General features: G+C 63.0%; 18 protein-coding genes and 1 tRNA gene. 10 read left to right on the top strand and 9 right to left on the bottom strand.

The window, feature by feature from the left end; genetic code table 11:
- Positions 1–109 precede the first annotated feature (109 nt).
- The 4 genes from C5L14_RS26130 to C5L14_RS26115 all read left to right on the top strand — a co-directional run bounded on the left by C5L14_RS26130 (position 110) and on the right by C5L14_RS26115 (position 3,062).
- Positions 110–289, top strand: a complete 180-nt coding sequence (locus C5L14_RS26130; RefSeq protein ID WP_068285636.1) for a YdcH family protein — start codon at positions 110–112, stop codon at positions 287–289.
- 170 nt (positions 290–459) lie between these two features.
- Entirely contained in the window at positions 460–1,629 is a 1,170-nt protein-coding gene (locus tag C5L14_RS26125; protein WP_105864988.1) for a DUF6600 domain-containing protein, read from the top strand.
- A gap of 85 nt (positions 1,630–1,714) precedes the next feature.
- Positions 1,715–2,539 carry a creatininase family protein gene (locus C5L14_RS26120; protein WP_105865048.1) on the top strand — a complete coding sequence of 275 codons (825 nt, stop codon included), beginning with the start codon at positions 1,715–1,717 and terminating at the stop codon, positions 2,537–2,539.
- A 112-nt stretch (positions 2,540–2,651) separates the two neighbouring features.
- A complete protein-coding gene (locus C5L14_RS26115; protein ID WP_105864987.1) occupies positions 2,652–3,062 on the top strand; it encodes a hypothetical protein in 411 nt (136 codons plus the stop codon).
- Between the two features lie 42 nt (positions 3,063–3,104).
- Here the strand turns inward: C5L14_RS26115 and C5L14_RS26110 are convergent, their stop codons facing one another.
- The 4 genes from C5L14_RS26110 to C5L14_RS26095 form a co-directional block, all read right to left on the bottom strand.
- A complete protein-coding gene (locus C5L14_RS26110; protein WP_105864986.1) occupies positions 3,105–4,184 on the bottom strand; it encodes an ABC transporter ATP-binding protein in 1,080 nt (359 codons plus the stop codon).
- 20 nt (positions 4,185–4,204) lie between these two features.
- Positions 4,205–4,990, bottom strand: a complete 786-nt coding sequence (locus tag C5L14_RS26105) for an ABC transporter permease (RefSeq protein ID WP_105864985.1) — start codon at positions 4,988–4,990, stop codon at positions 4,205–4,207.
- Positions 4,987–5,886 carry an ABC transporter permease gene (locus C5L14_RS26100; protein ID WP_105864984.1) on the bottom strand — a complete coding sequence of 300 codons (900 nt, stop codon included), beginning with the start codon at positions 5,884–5,886 and terminating at the stop codon, positions 4,987–4,989. The genes C5L14_RS26105 and C5L14_RS26100 overlap by 4 nt, the downstream gene beginning before the upstream one ends.
- Before the next feature lie 71 nt (positions 5,887–5,957).
- Positions 5,958–7,001 carry an ABC transporter substrate-binding protein gene (locus C5L14_RS26095; protein WP_245443596.1) on the bottom strand — a complete coding sequence of 348 codons (1,044 nt, stop codon included), beginning with the start codon at positions 6,999–7,001 and terminating at the stop codon, positions 5,958–5,960.
- 453 nt (positions 7,002–7,454) lie between these two features.
- Between C5L14_RS26095 and C5L14_RS26090 the strand changes: the two genes are divergently transcribed.
- Entirely contained in the window at positions 7,455–8,744 is a 1,290-nt protein-coding gene (locus tag C5L14_RS26090; protein WP_105864982.1) for an adenylosuccinate synthase, read from the top strand.
- Positions 8,745–9,051: 307 nt separating this feature from the next.
- A complete protein-coding gene (locus tag C5L14_RS26085; protein ID WP_105864981.1) occupies positions 9,052–10,362 on the top strand; it encodes a hypothetical protein in 1,311 nt (436 codons plus the stop codon).
- Positions 10,363–10,480: 118 nt separating this feature from the next.
- Here C5L14_RS26085 and rnk read toward each other — a convergent pair whose 3' ends face one another.
- Entirely contained in the window at positions 10,481–10,882 is a 402-nt protein-coding gene (gene rnk, locus C5L14_RS26080) for a nucleoside diphosphate kinase regulator (RefSeq protein WP_105864980.1), read from the bottom strand.
- A 426-nt stretch (positions 10,883–11,308) separates the two neighbouring features.
- The gene (gene rpoH, locus C5L14_RS26075; protein WP_105864979.1) at positions 11,309–12,196 is read right to left on the bottom strand and encodes an RNA polymerase sigma factor RpoH; all 888 of its coding nucleotides are present in this window, start codon (positions 12,194–12,196) and stop codon (positions 11,309–11,311) included.
- 534 nt (positions 12,197–12,730) lie between these two features.
- Between rpoH and C5L14_RS26070 the strand changes: the two genes are divergently transcribed.
- Positions 12,731–13,096 carry a DUF883 family protein gene (locus C5L14_RS26070; RefSeq protein WP_105864978.1) on the top strand — a complete coding sequence of 122 codons (366 nt, stop codon included), beginning with the start codon at positions 12,731–12,733 and terminating at the stop codon, positions 13,094–13,096.
- Positions 13,093–13,491 (top strand): hypothetical protein, encoded by a 399-nt coding sequence (locus tag C5L14_RS26065; protein WP_105864977.1) that lies wholly within the window; start codon positions 13,093–13,095, stop codon positions 13,489–13,491. Before C5L14_RS26070 ends, C5L14_RS26065 begins: the two co-directional genes overlap by 4 nt.
- 162 nt (positions 13,492–13,653) lie before the next feature.
- Here C5L14_RS26065 and C5L14_RS26060 read toward each other — a convergent pair whose 3' ends face one another.
- Positions 13,654–14,700 carry an RluA family pseudouridine synthase gene (locus tag C5L14_RS26060; protein ID WP_105864976.1) on the bottom strand — a complete coding sequence of 349 codons (1,047 nt, stop codon included), beginning with the start codon at positions 14,698–14,700 and terminating at the stop codon, positions 13,654–13,656.
- Between the two features lie 221 nt (positions 14,701–14,921).
- On the opposite strand from C5L14_RS26060, the gene C5L14_RS26055 reads away from it, so the two are divergent.
- Positions 14,922–14,997: transfer RNA gene (locus C5L14_RS26055), tRNA-Glu, on the top strand.
- 145 nt (positions 14,998–15,142) lie between these two features.
- Here C5L14_RS26055 and C5L14_RS26050 read toward each other — a convergent pair.
- A complete protein-coding gene (locus tag C5L14_RS26050) occupies positions 15,143–15,442 on the bottom strand; it encodes a hypothetical protein (protein WP_068285434.1) in 300 nt (99 codons plus the stop codon).
- 629 nt (positions 15,443–16,071) lie between these two features.
- On the opposite strand from C5L14_RS26050, the gene C5L14_RS26045 reads away from it, so the two are divergent.
- Positions 16,072–16,740: a FecR family protein gene (locus tag C5L14_RS26045; RefSeq protein ID WP_105864975.1), complete on the top strand. Its 669-nt coding sequence runs from the start codon at positions 16,072–16,074 to the stop codon at positions 16,738–16,740.
- Positions 16,741–16,812: 72 nt separating this feature from the next.
- On the opposite strand, the gene C5L14_RS26040 is transcribed toward C5L14_RS26045, so the two are convergent.
- Positions 16,813–17,388: a DNA-3-methyladenine glycosylase gene (locus tag C5L14_RS26040; RefSeq protein ID WP_105864974.1), complete on the bottom strand. Its 576-nt coding sequence runs from the start codon at positions 17,386–17,388 to the stop codon at positions 16,813–16,815.
- Positions 17,389–17,526 lie beyond the last annotated feature (138 nt).

Genomic DNA, 17,526 nt, shown 5'->3' with positions numbered 1-17,526 from the left:
TTGCTGCTTTGCACAATCGATTCAACGCTCGAATCCGCGATTTTCCTTCGACATAGGCGACTTTTCGTGAGAACGTTAAATGTCGGAACTGTGACACAAGGAGCCGTTAATGCCTGTGCAGTCGCATTTGGTCGAACTGGAGCGCAAACATCACGCTCTTGAAACGGAACTCACCATCGCACTGGCTCATCCCTCCTCGGATGACCTCAAGATCGCAGAGCTGAAGCGTAAGAAACTCCTTCTCAAAGACGAAATTGCAAGATTGAAGAGCGCCGAGAGGCTGCACTGAACCAGTCGACACTGGTGTATGTTGACCGCCGGACCGGAGCAAAAGCCGGTACCGGCGGTTTCATTTTGTGGCCAGATCTCGTGGATCCACGTGCCAATTGATACGGACAGCTCCCCCAGACAGGTTCAGGATCGGCTGCGATCGAAGCAACAACCCATGGAGGGTTTGCTATGGCCAGCACGACACGGCGTTGGGGGATCGGCCTGGTTTCTTCCTTTCTGCTGGCTTGCGCCATGCTGCCCGTTCCCGGTGCCGTCACCGGCCAGGCCCGGGCGGCACCCGTCGTGGCTGTCCGGGCGCAGGCCCCCAGCCTCGACGAGTTCAAGGCCGTACTGTCGGACTATGGCCAATATATCTATTCCGAACGCTACGGCGAAGTCTGGAAGCCTTCGGTGGTGCCTGCCGGCTGGCATCCCTATCCAGCCTGCCGCTGGGTCTATGACCGCACTTACGGCTGGACCTATGACGATCCCACCGTCTGGGGCAAGATCATCCATCATTACGGCCGCTGGGCCTCCGATGGCAGCAATGGCTGGGTCTGGGTGCCCGGCACGCAATGGAGCCCCGCCTGGGTGATCTGGCGCGGCGGCGGCGACTGGACCGGCTGGGCGCCGACCCCGCCCGCGACCGATCAGCAGGAGATCAGCCTCGCCAACTTCAACGTGGACAGGCAATGGACCTTCATCGAGACGGCCAAGCTCGGCAATCGCTGCGACAATGGGCCTTCCTCCGCGCCGGCCGGTACCTTTGCCGGCTCGACGCCGGTGACCCGCATCAAGATCGTGCGCGGCATCGCCGTGTTCGTGCTGCCGCAGCCGGCCCTCGTCATCGACTATGACACCGGCCCGGTGGCGCCCTGGTCGAATGAATTCCTGGGCGAATGGCTGCTCTGGCTGAATACCGCCGCTTCCGCCGCCTCGCTCAGCGTCGGGGACAGCCTAGCCGCCTGCGCGCCTCCTCCGCCTCCGGCGGCACCCCTGGCGACGCCCGTCACTTTGCCGGCCCCAGCGGCGCCTCGCATGAAATCCTGGAGCCCGCCGCCGCCTCGCTCCAGCAAACGGCGTGAAGTGCGGGTCACGGTGCCGGAGATCCCACGCAGCCGACGCCGGATCTATGGCGGGCCTGGGCCCGATTATGGCGACGAGCCCCCGATCTACAGCCCGCCGCGCCGGCGCCGCCCGCCCGTCTGGGACGAAGGGCCGATCGTGCAGAGGTCGCCGCGTTATCCCAGACCCGGTCCCGTGATCACCCCCTCCAGCAACCCGGCTACGCCCAGTTCAGGCCAGCGCCGTCGCTGGCGGCCACGGCCGAACCCCGACGGGAATCCGTCGTCACGGTGAGTGATCCGGTGATCGCAGCAGGCGAGGCGTTGAAATAGCGCCTCGCAGCGGTATGGTTCAGGCAGTCCCCGTGCTGGATTCGATCATGCCCACCACCGCCTCCCTACCCCGCCGCCATTGGTTCGAGATGACGACGGAGGATTTCCGCACCGGCGATACCGCCAACTGGATCGCCGTGCTGCCGATCGCTGCCGTCGAGCAGCACGGGCCCCATCTGCCTGTCGGCGTCGACAGCATGATCATGCAGGGCTATCTGGAGCGCGCCATCCCGCTGATCCCCGCCGATATCCCGGCGACCTTCCTGCCGATCCAGACCATCGGCAAATCCAACGAGCATCTGGAATTCCCCGGCACCCTCAGCCTCTCGGCCGAAACCGTGATCCGGTCCTGGACCGAGATCGGCGAGAGCGTGCATCGGGCCGGCGTCCGCAAGCTTTTGATCGTCAATTCCCACGGCGGCAACATGGCGGCGATGGACATCGTGGCCCGCGAACTGCGTGTGCGCCACGGCATGCTGGTCGCCTTCACCTCCTGGCACATGTTCGGTTATCCGAAGGGCACCTATTCCGATGACGAGACGCGGCTCGGCATCCATGCCGGCGAGATCGAGACCGCTCTGATGCTTGCCTTTCGCGCCGACCTCGTGCGCATGGACAAGGCCAAGGATTTCCGCCCGGTCACCTACGAAATGGAGCAGACCTTCAAATATCTGCGCACCGGCCGCCCCGGCGGCTTCGGCTGGATGGCCCAGGACATCCGCCCCGAAGGCGCGGCGGGCGACGCCAGCAAGGCGACGCCGGAGCATGGCGAACTCTCGGCCGCGTTCGGCGCACAGGCCCTGGTCGATCTGCTCAGGGACATCAGGGATTTCGACCTCTCGCGGCTGAGAAACGGGCCGCTCGCGCCGTGAGACGGCCCGCCGCCCGAAGGACATGACGGTTTCTCGTCCTGCGATTGGGCCGCCCCGGTGATCCGGAGGGGCGCATGCTGCGGGCTTCAGGACGCGCTTTCGGAGGCGGGTGATGACAAATCTCGACGATCTGCAGCAGGGCTACGAAGCTCAATCGAAGGCTGCAGAGCTCTTTCAGGCAAAATCCGACGAACAGGCGCATCTTCTCAATCGCTTCGCACTCGAGAAAATACTCATCGCCTTTCATCGCGGCTTCGAAGGCCAAGTTCTGGCGCGATTGCTGCTCGCTTTTCGCAGTCTGGCTGTAACGGCATTCGTGACCGGCCGCTCGGAGGAGGGACTCGCCGCCTTGGGTACAGGGCTTGCCTATGTCGATGTCGGCCTCCGCCATTGGCCGGGTGCCCCGCCACTGCTGGACGAGCAGGCTCAACTCATCCGTCTGGCGGAGAAGGTCGGCGGGCGGCCTGCTGCCTATGTCGTGGAGGAAGTCACGGGCGACTGGCGTTGGCCATTCGACAAATGAAATCCAGACTGCTGCGCGAAACCGCCGAGCCCAGCCCCATTCTCAGGCCGCCACCTTCTCGGCTTCTTCCAGCAATTGCAGGTCGCCACGGCCGAAGGACACAGTCACGTCCTCGCCCATCTGCGGCGGCGGCGCGCCCGGATTGTTGAAGGTATCGAGCGAGACGACATTTTCGTTGAAACGCACGCGAATACGAACGATCGAGCCGAGGAAGCTGACGAGTTCGATGCGGCCGGTGAGGCTGTTGCGCCCCTCGCCGCCCGCGCCCAGCACCACCGCCTCGGGGCGTAGGGCCAGCGTACGCGTCTCACCATTGCTGGCACCCTGCAGGCCGCGGCTGGTCACCACCTCCTGCCCGTCGACGGAGAAGCGGCCAGTGGCGGCATCGACGACCTTGCCGGTGAGAAAGTTGAGCGTACCCACGAAAGAGGAGACGAAGCGGGTCTTGGGAAAATTGTAGATCTCGAAGGGCGTGCCGACCTGTTCCATCTGTCCGGCGCTCATCACCACGATGCGGTCGGACATCGACAGTGCCTCTTCCTGGTCATGCGTCACGAACAGCGTGGTAATGCCGAGTTCCTGTTGCAGCACGCGGATCTCGTCGCGCAGGGATACGCGGATCTTGGCATCCAGCGCAGAGAGCGGCTCGTCGAGCAGGAGGATCTTCGGGCGTACCGCGATCGCACGGGCCAGTGCCACGCGCTGCTGCTGGCCGCCGGAGAGCTGGAAGGGATAGCGGTCGGCGATCTGCGGCAGCTTGATCATCTCCAGCATCTGCTTGACGCGGCTATAGATCTCCGCAGGCGGCTTCCTGGCGATCTTCAGGCCAAAGCCGATATTCTCGGCCACCGTCATGTTGGGAAACAACGCATAGGCTTGGAACACCATGCCGACATTGCGCTGGTTGGGCGCCAGGCCGGTGATCTCCTTGCCATCCATGCGGATGGACCCCGATGACGGCGACTCGAAGCCGGCCACCATGCGTAGGACCGTGGTCTTGCCGCAGCCCGAGGGGCCGAGCAGGGTGATGAATTCCCCCTTCTGCACCGACAGATCGAAACGCTTCACCACCTGGTTGGCGCCGAAGCTCTTCTGCAGCCCGGTGATCTCGAGAAAGGACATGCTGGCCTCCCAGTGCTGGTTCAACGTGCCGCCCGCGCGCCGCGCGAGCGGCCGACGAGCTGCAGCAGGCCCATGCAGGCCCAGGTGATGATAAAGGCGACGATGGCAAGCGCCGAGGGCTCATAGGCCCGGTTGGCGCCGATCAATTGCAGATAGGTACCGAAGACCGGCCGGTTGAGCAGGCTGGCGAAGGTGAACTCGCCGATGACGATGGCAAAAGCGATGAAGGAGCCGCTGAGCACACCGGAGCGAATATTCGGCAGGATGACCTGCCAGAGGATGGTGAAACCACTCGCCCCCAGGCTCTGGGCTGCCTCGGTCAGAGTCTTGACGTCGATGGCGCGCAGGCCTGCATCGACGGACCGATACATATAGGGCAGCGCCAGCACGACATAGCCGAAGGTGAGCAGGAGGTCCGTGGTCCATTCGCTGTCGGTCAGCGGCAGCCAGGACGAGGAGTTGAACATCCGGATATAGCCGAAGACGATGATGATCGCCGGAATGACCAACGGCAACAGCGTGATGAATTCCACCGGCGACCGCCAGCTCGGCAGGCGCAGACGCACCAGATAGGCTGCCGGCACCACCAGGACGATGCTCAGCACGATGGTGGCGAGCGCAAGCAGGATCGAACGGACGAAAGCATGCTGGAATTCCGCCTGGGCGAACACCACGCGATAGGCTTCAAAACTATATTGCCCGCGCAGCATGCGCAGCGAGAACTCGAAGGTGGAGAGCAGCGGGATGATGAAATAGCTGATCGCCAGAAGGATGATCAGCCAGGACAGCACGGAGGACTTCTTCATCGCACCCACCGCTCGCTATAGCTGCGCAGCCAGATATAGGCGCCGCTGGAGATGCTGGTGATCACCACCATGCCGAAGGCGATGGCATAGCCCAGATTGGGATTGCTGAGCACGTCGCCTCGGATCTGGGCGAAGAGCTGGATCGGAATGATCGGCAGGCTGGATCCGGTCAGCGCATAGGCGGTTGCCACCGCACCGAAGGCATTGGCGAACAACAGCAGTGTCGCACCCAATATGCTCGGCAGCAGGATCGGCAGGGCGATATGCTGCCAATAGTGGAAATTGCTGCCGCCCAGTACGGCATTGGCCTCGCGCCATTCGCGCTTCAACCCGTCGAGAGCCGGCGCGATTACCAGCACCATCAGCGGAATCTGGAAATAGAGATAGACCAGGGTCAGGCCGGTGAAGCTGAGGATGTTGAAGCCCGTCGAGTAAAGGTTGAAGCCGAGGTAGTCCCTTAGCAGGACGGTGACGAGCCCGACCCGCCCCAGAGTCGCCAGAAAGGCGAAGGCCAGCGGCACGCCGGCGAAATTCGAGGCGACACCCGAAAACGTCATCACCGCGCCGCGCATCCACTCCGGCAGGCCGCCGAGAATGACCGCATAGGCCACGAAGAAGCCGATGAAGGCGCCACCGAGGGCCGAGGCGAAGCTGATCTTGATGCTGAGCCAGAAGGAGGAAACGATCGCCGGATTGGTGAAGAGCTCGGTGATGTTGCCGAAAGTGAAATGTCCTTCCCGGTCGAAGAACGCCCCCACCAGCAGCAAGGCCGTGGGAACCACCAGGAAGAGCAAGGCAAAGAGCACGAAGGGAGCCATGCCCAGCACGGCAAGCCCTCCGCCGGTTCTGGCCGAGCCCGGAGCTACAGCTGGGACGGTGTTTGTGGTGGTATTCATCGCGGCGACCACAATAGCACGCGTCCTGCCCGGAGAGCCCGGACAGGACGCGCAGGAGAGGACAATCGATCTTACTTGACGGCGGCGCCGACCACGCTGTCCCAATCCTTGGTGATCTCGGCCTTGGCCGCGCTCTGCTCATCCAGGGTCGGGAACACCGCCTTGGCGTAGGCCTCGGCCGGCGGGAGCTTGGCAAGCAGGTCTGCCGGGATCTTCTTGTTGGCGACGAGGTCGTTGAAGCGGATCGGATGGCAATAGCCCTTCAGATAGCCGATCTGGCCTTCGTCCGAATAAAGATATTCCATCCACAGCTTGGCGGCGTTGGGATGGGGCGCATACGCGCTGATGGCCTGGACATAGACGCCGGCAACCACGCCGCTGGCGGGAATCACCACGTCGACGTCCGGATTGCCCTTGAGCGTGTCACGATCGGTAAGGGCGTTGTAGTCCCAGCGCAGCACGATCGGGGTCGCGCCCTGGGCCAGCGAGGCGGCCTTGCCGATGGTGGGCACGAAATTACCCTTCTTGTTGAGCTCGGCGAAGAATTTCAGGCCCTCGGCAGCAGCCTTGCTGGAATCGCCCTTTGCGGCTGACAGGCCGGCGGCATAGACGCCCTGGATGGCCTGGTTCGCGGTGCGGGGATCACCCGCCAGCGCCACGGCATTGGCATAGTCGGAGCTCAGCAGGTCGGACCAGTCCTTCGGCGAATTCTTGACGATGTCCTTGTTCACCTCGAAGGCAAGCACGCCGTAATAGTCGCCATACCAATAGCCGTCGGCATCCTTGGCATTGTCGGGAATGGAAGCCCAGGTCGCCACCTTATAGGGCTGGATCAGGCCGTCCTTCTTGGAGGTCGGACCGAAGGAAAGGCCGACGTCGATCACATCGGGAGCCTGCGGACCGGTGTTGCCCTTGTTGGCCTTGATGGCCTCGACCTCATCGCCCGAACCGGCATCGGGGTTGAGTTCATTGACCTTGAGGCCATACTTGGCCTTGAAGCCTTCGATGATGGCGCCATAACCGCACCAGTCATGCGGCAACGCGATCGTCGTGAGTTGGCCTTCCTTCTTGGCGGCGTCGATCAGCTCCTGGCTCTGGGCAAACGCGCTGCCCATCGAAGCCGCCAAAGCCAGTACGGATACCGATGCGATACCCAGCCACGTTTTCCTGCTCATCGTCCAACTCCTTGATGGTGCCGCAAGGCCCATTTTATCCGTAAGGGTTTTTACAGCGGCGCTGGTATCAATGACGGTTGACACTTTTGTGTCAATAGAAGCTGTCATATATGACAGCCCTCAAATTCACTGTTTGCAGCTATTTTTACGGGTTTACGACATTCGCCCGATCCGTTAGGAAGTGAAAAAGCCCGGCCATCGGATGAGCCGGGCTTTTGCGTGTCCGGGTTTTGGAATTCCGAGCGAAGGCGTTTTTGCGATTTGGTGGGACCACCAGCAGGAAAGCAAAACGCGTCGGAACGAACGAGTTGGGGCAAAATGGCGTTTCCGTTCGAACCCGTTTTGCTCTGAGGAATTCCGGGGCCGAGGGCCAGAGAGAGAAGGGAGATCACCATGGCCAATGTCGTCGTGGTCGGGTCGCAATGGGGCGACGAAGGCAAGGGTAAGATCGTCGACTGGCTGTCGGAACAGGCCGACGTCGTCGTGCGCTTCCAGGGCGGGCACAATGCCGGCCACACCCTCGTCATCGGTGACAATGTCTATAAATTGTCCCTGCTGCCCTCGGGCATCGTGCGCGGCAAGCTCTCGGTGATCGGCAATGGCGTGGTGCTCGATCCCCGCGCCTTCGTCGCCGAGGTGAAGAAGCTGAAGGAACAGGGCGTGTCGGTGACGCCCGAGGCCTTGCGCATCGCCGAGAACACCCCGCTCATCCTTTCCCTGCACCAGGACCTCGACCGCCTGCGCGAGTCGGCGACCGACGGCACCAAGATCGGCACGACCGGGCGCGGTATCGGCCCTGCCTATGAGGACAAGGTGGGCCGGCGCGCCATCCGCCTGATGGACCTGGCCGACCTTTCCGCCCTGCGCCCGAAGATCGCCCGCCTGCTCAACCACCACAATGCCCTGCGCCGCGGCACCGGCCAGAGCGAGATCGATCCGGAGGCGCTCTATCAGGAACTGGCGGACATCGCGCCGCAGGTCCTGCCCTTCATGGACGATGTCGGCGCGCTGCTCGACAAGGAGCGCAAGGCCGGCAGCCGCATCCTGTTCGAAGGCGCCCAGGGCGCGTTGCTCGACATCGACCACGGCACCTATCCCTATGTCACCTCCTCCAACACGGTAGCCGGGCAGGCCGCCGTCGGCTCCGGCCTCGGGCCGGGCGCGCTCGATTATGTGCTGGGCATCACCAAGGCCTATACCACGCGCGTGGGCGAAGGCCCGTTCCCGACCGAGCTCACCGACGAGACCGGTCGCCTGATCGGTGAGCGCGGTCGCGAGTTCGGCACGGTCACCGGCCGGGCCCGCCGCTGCGGCTGGTTCGACGCCGCGCTGGTGCGCCAGACCATCCGCACCTCCGGCATCACCGGCATCGCCCTCACCAAGCTCGACATTCTCGACGGATTCGAGACCATCAAGGTGTGCGTGCGCTACGAGCTGGACGGTCGCGAAATCGACTATCTGCCGGCCAGCCAGGCCGCCCAGGCCCGCGTCAAACCCATCTATGAGGAAATCGAGGGCTGGCGGGAAACCACCGCCAAGGCCCGCTCCTGGGCCGACCTGCCGGCGCAGGCGATCAAATATGTGCGCCGCATCGAAGAGCTGATCGGCGCGCCGGTGGCCGTGCTCTCCACCAGCCCCGACCGGGACGATACGATCCTTGTGCAAAATCCCTTTCAAGTCTAAGAGCAGACCTAATCCCGTCAGATTCGGGCATTAGTGCGTGATCTGCTGCGACGGCACTGCGCGGGTTGCGACCCGCGCGGCGCCTGGATTGTCCGGCGGCGATCTTGTTCTCCGGAGCAGGATCGGGCGTGGTTTCCGCTACGTCATGGCGACAAGGCCTGTCTGCAGCGGATCATGGGCCCGGAGCAAAGTGCGATTTCTCCGAATCGGATTTTGCTCTTACGTCTTGTTTTGACGCATTTTCCTAATTGAAAAGTCGACAATCTTTTCTGGGAAGTGCTTTCGTGAAGAGATCGAGACAGAACGCGTGTCGACGGACTATTTTCCTCCCATTCAGCGAGCCGTGCAGGGTCTTTCCCCCAATACGCAGGAAACCCGTCAGGCGCTCTATGAGAAAGCCCGCTCCGCTCTTCTCCGCCAGCTCAATGCCGCCGATCCCGCGCTGACCGAAGGGCAGATCGCCCGGGAACGCAACCTGCTCGAAGAAGCCATCCGGCGCGTCGAGCACCATTACGACGAGGCCGAGTTCACGCCTGAACCGGTGGCCTCCGAGCGTCCGGCTGCCCCCCAATCACAGTCCGACACTGCATCGACCGGCGACGAGGCATCCCAAGACGAGGCCTCGACCCCTGCCTCGCCGCGGCCCAACGGCCTGCCGGCTTTTGCCGAGCGCAAGGCCGAGAAGCGGCGGCCGCAGGCGCCCCGCCGCAACAGGTCCAACGGCAATCTCAGGCGTTATGCCCTCATGGCCGCGACAGCGGCCATCATCATCGGCGGCGGCGCCGCTACCGCGCTCTATTTGCGCGGCAGCGACGACAGCCCCGTGCTGGTGCCCCAGCAGGCGACCGCGCCGCAGGCAGCGCCCAAGCCCGCGCCCGAACCCGGCAAGTTGAACGACCGGCTCGGCGGTACGCCGGCTGCGCCCCAGACCGAGGTTGCCACCGGCAATCCCCCGCCCCCGGCGCCCGCGCCAGCCACCCCGGAGCCCGCTGCGCCGGCCCCGCAGGCTCCGTCTGCGCCCGCGCCATTGCTGCCCTCGGCCCAATCCGAAGCGCCGGAGGGCCAGCGTGCGCGCCTGATGGAGGAAGATCCGAGCGCTCCCATGAAGGGCCGCCTGTTCGAAGGCACCGTGAATTGGCGCACGGAATCGCAGGCCAGTGGTACCAATGGCCCGCTCGATACCGTCGTCGTCGGTGAGATCAACGTTCCCGACCGCAAGATGAAGGTGCTCCTCACCCTCAGGCACAATTCCGACCGTTCACTGCCGGCGAACTATCTTCTGAACATCCAGATGAGCGTGCCGGCCGACTATCCCAGCGGAGCGGTCGGCGACGTCAAGAGCGTCAACGTCAAATCCGATCCGCAGGTTCCGGGCCTGCAACTCGACGGCGCCTTGATGAAGGTCACCACGGGCGTGTTCCTGATGGGCCTGCTCGACCCGCCAGACGAGAAGGGCCGCAACGCCAAGATGTTGCAGACCAACCAGTGGTTCGATCTGGTGTTTACCTTTGCCAATGGCCGCAACGCCGTGTTCACCTTCGAGAAGGGACCGACGGGCGAGAAGGCCTTCAACGACGCCATGGCAGCCTGGAACGCCGACGCCGCCGCGGCGCAATAACCTTCCAGAACAAAGTGCGATTTCTCGGAATCGCACTTTCTCTCTAACTCTTTGTTTCAAGGCGTTTTCTTGATCGATAAGTCTATCGGCTTGTCTGGGAAAACGCTCCGGCGCCCCCTCAGGGCGCTTTCACGGCCGTGACGTGCAGTTCGTGCTCGCGGCCGTCACGGGCCTTCCAGGTGATCGACTGCCCCGGCGACAGGCCCAGCAGGGCCGTGCCGATCGGCGTGAGGATCGAGACCTTGCCTTCGGCAATGTCGGCCTCCCCCGGATAGACCAGCCTTACCTCGCGCATAGCGCCGCCCTCGGTCTCGAAGGTGACGACAGAACCGATCTGCACCACGCTGTGCCCCACCTCGGTCGCCGGAACAATCTCTGCCCGGTCCAGCTCGCCGAGCAACGCCTCGGCCACTTCCGGGAACCGATCGAGGGCCGAGGTCGCGAGTTGTGTCAGACGCTCGAAATCGACGTCGTTCACGATGATGCTGGGCCTGGCCTGATTCTTCAGGGGGTGATTCATGATTGGCTACCTTAAAGTTGGGCGCGATACGGCACGCCCGCCCCACCCGCGGCTATCCGCTGGCTGGGCATGGCGACAAGAACGGATGCACCGGCCCTCGCGCTTGGCGCGAACCTGCCGGCTGAGGCGTTGCGATGTGACGGACTGAGAATGCGCCGGATGATAGGCCGCACCTTAGAGGAGCGGCGCGCCCCGAAGCTCGGAGCGCAAATGGCCGAGCCCGGGGCTACGCTTCTGCGATCGGGAAAAGACGAAAGGTGGTTTTGACCACGGTGCTCATGGCTCCACCATGTTGGTCGAGGCCGATCCTGTCAAGCCGGCGCGGGCAATGCCTCTCCACCGGCGAAAATGCGCATCGTTGGAATCGCACTTTGCCCAAGGAAAAGCCGCCCGAAGGCGGCTTTCCATTCGCTATCGCAAGCGGCCTCAGGCTGGTGCGTGCGCCGCCTCGAGACGGGCGACACCGGAGCGCACCGCCGCCTGCACCTTTTCGAAGGCTCTTACCTCGATTTGGCGCACTCGCTCACGCGAGACACCGAACTCGTCGGAGAGCTCCTCGAGCGTGATGGGATCATCGGCAAGGCGGCGTGCCTCGAAGATACGGCGCTCGCGATCGTTCAGGACGGTCAGGGCCTGGCGCAACGCGGTGGAGCGGTTCTCGCTCTGCTCTGTTTCGGCCAGGCGGGTCTCTTGGTTGGCGGAATCATCCACCAGCCAATCCTGCCACTCGCCATCGCCTTCCTCGCGCACGGGAGCATTCAACGAAGCATCGCCGCTCAGACGGCGGTTCATCTCCACGACTTCCTGCTCCTGCACGCCGAGCGACTTGGCGATCGACTTGACCTGATCGGGACGCAGATCCCCCTCATCCAGCGCGGAAATCTGGCTCTTGGCCTTGCGCAGGTTGAAGAAGAGCTTTTTCTGGTTGGCGGTGGTGCCCATCTTCACCAGCGACCAGGAGCGCAGAATGTATTCCTGGATCGAGGCGCGGATCCACCACATGGCGTAAGTGGCAAGGCGAAAGCCTTTTTCTGGCTCGAAGCGTTTGACGGCCTGCATCAGGCCGATATTGCCTTCGGAAACCACTTCGCCCAGCGGCAGACCATAACCACGATAGCCCATGGCGATCTTGGCCACGAGCCGCAGATGCGAGGTCACCAATTGATGGGCTGCTTCACGATCGCCATGCTCGCGCCAACGCTTGGCAAGCATGTATTCCTGCTCCGGCTGAAGCATCGGGAAGCGACGAATTTCTTCGAGATAACGCGACAGGCCACTCTCGGTGGCCAAGACGGGAAGCGCGGCAGAAGCCATATGTTCCTCTCCTCTGAACCCCCATCGAGGGCGGTTCAAATCGCCATCCCTCATCGAGAGCAGACGGCGCCTACGTGATATGGGGACGACGCCGGCCTTTGCGAAGACCTTGTCAGATCTTTCGAAGGCGCGATATCTAGCGGCCCCGCATGTGCCCACCCCGGCAAATCTATCGACCTGCTTCTACCGAGGAATCTCACCAGCCATGGGGCATTCGTCACCCAGGCGGCCGAGCACGGACCAATCCCGATCACCAACTCATCATGCGCCCGATTGCGGCGATTTCGCGTTGCAATCTTTCACGGGCGGCCATGCATTAATGTGACAGCTCGGTAACAGTGTCAAATTAAGGGTTGTTAATCGATTTCAGGCGGAGGGAACCGCCACCCCTTCCGCGCGTTTACCGTAACACTTTGTTTACCTTGCACCAACCGCCAGCCGGCCTAACCTTTCCAGGAATGCCTTCCGCCATCGCAGGTCGGCGATGCTGGAAACCGGCCGTGGCCCCACTGCTGACCAACGGGAGACATCAGTATGGACGGCGATAAGCGAACTGCTCAGGCCAAGGCCGATCTGTCCGAGAGCCTCGGCAAGGACCTCGACGCCCTGAGGGCGGAAGTGGCCCGCCTGACCGAACAGCTCAGCGCCTATGTCGATGCGGAGAAGAGTTCCTGGTCGAAATTTCTGTCCAAGGAAGCCAGGCACGCCAGGCAAGTGCTCGACGAGAAGGTGAACGAGGCCGGTGCCAAGGCCAGTGAACTTCGCGGCGCCGCGCAGGAGCAGGTATCCGACCTTCAGAAGGCGATGCTCGACTACATCACCCGCAAGCCGCTGCAATCGGTGGCACTCGCCGCCGGTATCGGCTTGATCCTCGGCCTGTGGAGCAAGGGGCGTTCGTGACTCGTCTTCTTGCCCTGGGCACCCTCGCCAAGGAGGAACTGAGCGCCGTCCTGCGTCAGTACGGGACCGTGATCCTTTGGCGCTTCGTCGCCGGCTGCTGCCTTCTCGCAATGGTGATCGTCGGGCTGATCAGCCTGCACCGTTTCCTCGCTGAAACCTATGGCCCCTATTGGGCCGACGCGGCGCTCGGCGCCGGATTTGCGGTGCTGGCCGTATTGGCGCTGGTGATGGCTCAGGCCGCCGAGAAGAAAGCCAAGCGCCGCCGGCTCCTGGCCGCAACCCTGGTGACGGCGGCGGGCGTCGTCGAGGAGAGCTTGCCGAATAAGAAGACGGTCAGCGGCGCCCTGGCGCTCGCGGCCCTGGCTGGCGGCTTCTGGCTCGGCCGCAAGCGCTAGAGCAAAGCGCGTCCAAGCGTGAACGCTTATTTGCTCCAGCTCATTGTTCTGACGCGTCTTTGCGATTCTTGGTGACTCCGTCCAATCGCAAAACGCCATAGAGCGTCAAAAACGGTAGAGAGAAAATGCGATTCGGAGAAATCGCATTTTCTCCAGGCCAATCTAGCCGTTGCGCAGCGCATCGGCCAAGGCTGCCAGGTCGGCCGGCAGCGGGCTTTCGAACACCAGATGCCTGCCGCTGACGGGATGCTCGAATCCGAGCAGCCGGGCATGCAGCGCCTGCCGACCGAGCCCGGCAAGCACCGCGCGGGGGACCTCCGGCAGCAGCGCAGCCTTGGTCTTGAAACCGCTGCCATAGACTGCGTCGCCGAGCAGGGGATGGCCGAGATGGGCCATGTGGACGCGGATCTGATGGGTTCTGCCGGTCTCCAGCCGGCATTCCACCAGACTGACCAACGGCTGCCCGCCATGGCTGTCCGAGGCTTGCCTGCCGAAGGCCTCCACCAGCGAATAATGGGTGATGGCTTCCCGCCCGCGCCCGAGCGCTACCACGGCCATCTTCTCGCGATTGCGCGTGGAGCGGTCGATGCCCGTCTCGATGGTGCCATGGGGACGCGTCGCGCCCCAGACGAAGGCCAGATAGGCCCGCTCCAACGGCCCGGTGCGGCCGTGATCGGCAAACTGGGCTGCCAGACCCTGATGCGCCCGGTCGTTCTTGGCAACCACCAGCAGCCCCGACGTATCCTTGTCGAGGCGGTGCACGATACCGGGCCGCTTCACGCCGCCCACGCCCGACAGCGAATCACCGCAATGAGCGATGAGCGCATTCACCAGCGTGCCGCTCTCATGGCCGGCGGCCGGATGCACCACCAGGCCGACGGGCTTGTCGATGACGAGCAGATCGTCGTCCTCGTAGACGATGGCAAGCGGAATGTCCTCGCCCTGCGGTTCGGCGGGCTCGGGCTCGGGAACCCGAAGCGCGATTCGCTGCCCCTGCTTGAGCATATGGCCGGCATCGAGCACCGCACGGCCGTCGATCGTGGCATGGCCGGCTTCGATCAGCGCCTTGATGCGGGTACGCGACAGGGGCTGCAGATCGGGCCTGCTAGCGGCCGCCTGGCATTGGCGAACCAGGAAGCGGTCGATACGCTCGCCGGCTTCGGCGACCTCGAAAAACGTCTCTACGGAGCTGCTGTCGATGCTGTTCATGGGCGCCTACTAGAGCAAAACGCGCTCGAGTGGAAACGTCATTTGTCTCTAACTCGTTGTTTCGGCGCGCCTTTGCGAGTCCTGGCGGCTCCCTCGAATTGCAAGACGCTTCAGGCGTGAATGTCAGCCATGCCAAGAATTCACACCGCAAATGGGCAGATCGCGCAGATTGCCGCTTGCCGCCGTCCTGATTTGCCGCTATAGGCGCACTCCTTGCCGCTGCTCCCATCGTCTAGTGGCCTAGGACGTCGCCCTCTCACGGCGAAAACAGGGGTTCGAGTCCCCTTGGGAGCGCCATTCGCTTTTCAGGCGCTTAAACAACCATTCCCACATATCGGCTGATCTACGGCGCTTGCCGCTGATTCACGCGCCAAACGAAAAGCGCCGCGGTTTCCCACGGCGCCCGGCAGATTTTCGTCAGGGACGGGAAGCGGCCGACGCGTCAGCGCATGCCGACCAGACGCTTGGGCGTACGATATTCCACCACCACGGCCCGCGGCGCGACAGCTGCGCGGGGGGACTTCGCGATCGGCAGGCTGAGACGGCGCTCGACCGGCTTCACCGACCGCTTGGCAACCGCACGCACTTCCTCGACGCCGACACCGAGCAGCGATGCGGCGATCTCGACCTGCTGGTCGAAGTCGTCATTGAGACACTCGGCGGCGAACAAGGCTTCCTCGATGGTCGGAAGGGCCTGCTTGACGCGCCTGCTGCCGAATTTGGTGTTCCAGGTCTCGCTCACGGATCTATGCCTTCTCTTTCACTTGCCGCCACCATAGCAGGATTCGCGCGATGTTGCAGTGCAACAAAGGCTGAGCAGCTATGCGTTGCAATTCCGGCAAATGTTGGGATCGCCGCGCCAGAACACCTTCTGCCGCTTATGACGGGTGGCCGGGGCTGCCGCCCCCGGCATGCCCGCCGACCTTCCGGCCTGGATCAGCAATAGTTTCCAGCCGAACAAGTACCCTGCCTCCCTACCTTACCCTGATCAACATTCCATGCATGGTTAGGTTATGAACCGGCCTGGCACCTAGGGTATGACGCTTCAAATACCTTTGCGTAAGAAATACCCATAAAGAATAAATTACCCAATGGAATTCCAGGAAATCACCTCCCTAAATCGTCTAATCCTGACAATTCTAAGTCCGCCATTTCCATAGCGACTGCTGTCAGAACACCTGACGCTATCTGATCGCAATGCGATACACTGCGTTAGACTGCGATGCAAAAACGCAACAGACTGGCTGGTTTCCAAAGGATGAGCTCTGAACATGCTTAATAAGCCTTCACTTTTCGGCTGTCGCAGCGCTATGATGCCTCCGATTAGACGCCGCGTTGATCCCACCTTCGAGTAACGGTTCGATATTTGTCATGACATCACGTTTCCCGCGCCTGGCACTGGTGCTGTTCATCCTGCTTGCTGCCTTCTCCACGCAGACGGCGGCCGCCCAGACCGCCCCGGCGAAGCAGGGACCCGAAGTCATCGGCGACGTCGTCGGCCTGACGCCGGCCGTGCACGGCTCAATGTCCGGGCGCCTCGAAATCGGTTCCAGCGTGCATCAGGGCGAGAAGATCGTCACCGGCCCGAGCGGCGTGATCGAATTGCGCTTTCTCGACAACACCCATCTGATGCTCGGCTCGAAATCATCGGTGACACTCGACAGCTTCGTCTATGCCGGCAATGGCAAGGCCAAGTCGGTCGTGCTGCAGTTCGCCAAGGGTGCCTTCCGCTTCGCCACCGGCGATTCGGCCAAGAGCGCCTACAAGATCCATGCCCCCCAGGCTTCGATCGGCGTGCGCGGCACCAAATTCCAAGTCGATTCGCGCACCCCCACCAGCGCCATCACGCTCTATGAGGGCAAGACCTTCATCTGCCCGCCTCGGCGCCCCATTCGCTACTGCAAGCTGGTCAAGCCGGGGGAAACCGCGCTGGTCGGCGAGGATCGCGTCATCCGTATCGTGCCTGCCGCGAGTTCCCCGACGGAGCATTGCACGGGCACCCCCAATTCCAAGATCTGCGACACCTTCGGCGGCAAATAACGGCCTCCAAGCAAACGCAACACCTCCTTGACGGGCCCCTTCTGGGGCCCGTCCCGTTTCGCGCCCGGGATTTCAGAACTTCTTGCTGAGGAATTTCGAGCCACTCCAGCCGAAGCGCCAGGGCCGCTCGACCGCCTTGCTGATTCCGATGCGGGGTCCTATGGCGATGGGCGGCTCATGGGCCCGCCGCAGGAGCTCAAAGGGTGGCTGCGTCAGCGCCAGCCCATTCTGGCTGCCGGTCAGCCCCAGGGCCTGGCAGAGCCGCCCCGGTCCGGAGCACAGCAGGGCCGGATTGGCGAGCCCCCTCCTCTGCGCCATCCGCTCCAATCCGGCCACCGGCTCGAGCGCCCTCAGCAGCACCGCGCTGGCGCGCCCGGGTTCTCCGGAGACGATGTTGGCGCACCAGTGCATGCCATAGGACAAATAGATGTAGATATGGCCCGGCGGGCCGAACATCACGGCGTTGCGCGGCGTCGGCCCGCGGAAGGTGTGGGAGGCCGGATCGTCGCGATCATAGGCCTCGGTCTCGACGATGACGCCCCCGACGCCATCGACCAGAAGCGTCATGCCAATCAGATCTCTGGCGACGGCGAGAACGTCGCGGCGGTAGAACGCGGGGGGAGCGTGGGCCTGGGAGGAATCGAGCATTCTCGGATTTGAAAGATTATTGGGCTCTTTTGCGGGTTTTTGCGCGAAATTCTCGGTCAAATTAATCTATTGTCACGAAATCGGCTCGGTTTGAAGCGTCGCGGCATTGACAGGCGATAATCCCTGTTTAGCTTGCGG

The organism is Labrys okinawensis (genome assembly GCF_002982075.1).
In the GTDB taxonomy this organism is placed as follows: domain Bacteria; phylum Pseudomonadota; class Alphaproteobacteria; order Rhizobiales; family Labraceae; genus Labrys; species Labrys okinawensis_A.
The sequence above is the reverse complement of the archived record's forward strand: the minus strand, read 5'-3'. Positions and strand labels throughout refer to the sequence as shown.

Excerpts from the sequence above, each read along its gene's own strand:
- C5L14_RS26045 (WP_105864975.1), top strand. The coding sequence starts at position 16,072 with ATGACATCACGTTTCCCGCGCCTGGCACTGGTGCTGTTCATCCTGCTT.
- rpoH (WP_105864979.1), bottom strand. The coding sequence starts at position 12,196 with ATGGCTTCTGCCGCGCTTCCCGTCTTGGCCACCGAGAGTGGCCTGTCG.
- C5L14_RS26095 (WP_245443596.1), bottom strand. The coding sequence starts at position 7,001 with ATGGGCAGCGCGTTTGCCCAGAGCCAGGAGCTGATCGACGCCGCCAAG.
- C5L14_RS26060 (WP_105864976.1), bottom strand. The coding sequence starts at position 14,700 with ATGAACAGCATCGACAGCAGCTCCGTAGAGACGTTTTTCGAGGTCGCC.
- C5L14_RS26110 (WP_105864986.1), bottom strand. The coding sequence starts at position 4,184 with ATGTCCTTTCTCGAGATCACCGGGCTGCAGAAGAGCTTCGGCGCCAAC.
- C5L14_RS26090 (WP_105864982.1), top strand. The coding sequence starts at position 7,455 with ATGGCCAATGTCGTCGTGGTCGGGTCGCAATGGGGCGACGAAGGCAAG.
- C5L14_RS26105 (WP_105864985.1), bottom strand. The coding sequence starts at position 4,990 with ATGAAGAAGTCCTCCGTGCTGTCCTGGCTGATCATCCTTCTGGCGATC.
- C5L14_RS26070 (WP_105864978.1), top strand. The coding sequence starts at position 12,731 with ATGGACGGCGATAAGCGAACTGCTCAGGCCAAGGCCGATCTGTCCGAG.
- rnk (WP_105864980.1), bottom strand. The coding sequence starts at position 10,882 with ATGAATCACCCCCTGAAGAATCAGGCCAGGCCCAGCATCATCGTGAAC.
- C5L14_RS26100 (WP_105864984.1), bottom strand. The coding sequence starts at position 5,886 with ATGAATACCACCACAAACACCGTCCCAGCTGTAGCTCCGGGCTCGGCC.
- C5L14_RS26125 (WP_105864988.1), top strand. The coding sequence starts at position 460 with ATGGCCAGCACGACACGGCGTTGGGGGATCGGCCTGGTTTCTTCCTTT.
- C5L14_RS26120 (WP_105865048.1), top strand. The coding sequence starts at position 1,715 with ATGCCCACCACCGCCTCCCTACCCCGCCGCCATTGGTTCGAGATGACG.
- C5L14_RS26040 (WP_105864974.1), bottom strand. The coding sequence starts at position 17,388 with ATGCTCGATTCCTCCCAGGCCCACGCTCCCCCCGCGTTCTACCGCCGC.
- C5L14_RS26115 (WP_105864987.1), top strand. The coding sequence starts at position 2,652 with ATGACAAATCTCGACGATCTGCAGCAGGGCTACGAAGCTCAATCGAAG.
- C5L14_RS26130 (WP_068285636.1), top strand. The coding sequence starts at position 110 with ATGCCTGTGCAGTCGCATTTGGTCGAACTGGAGCGCAAACATCACGCT.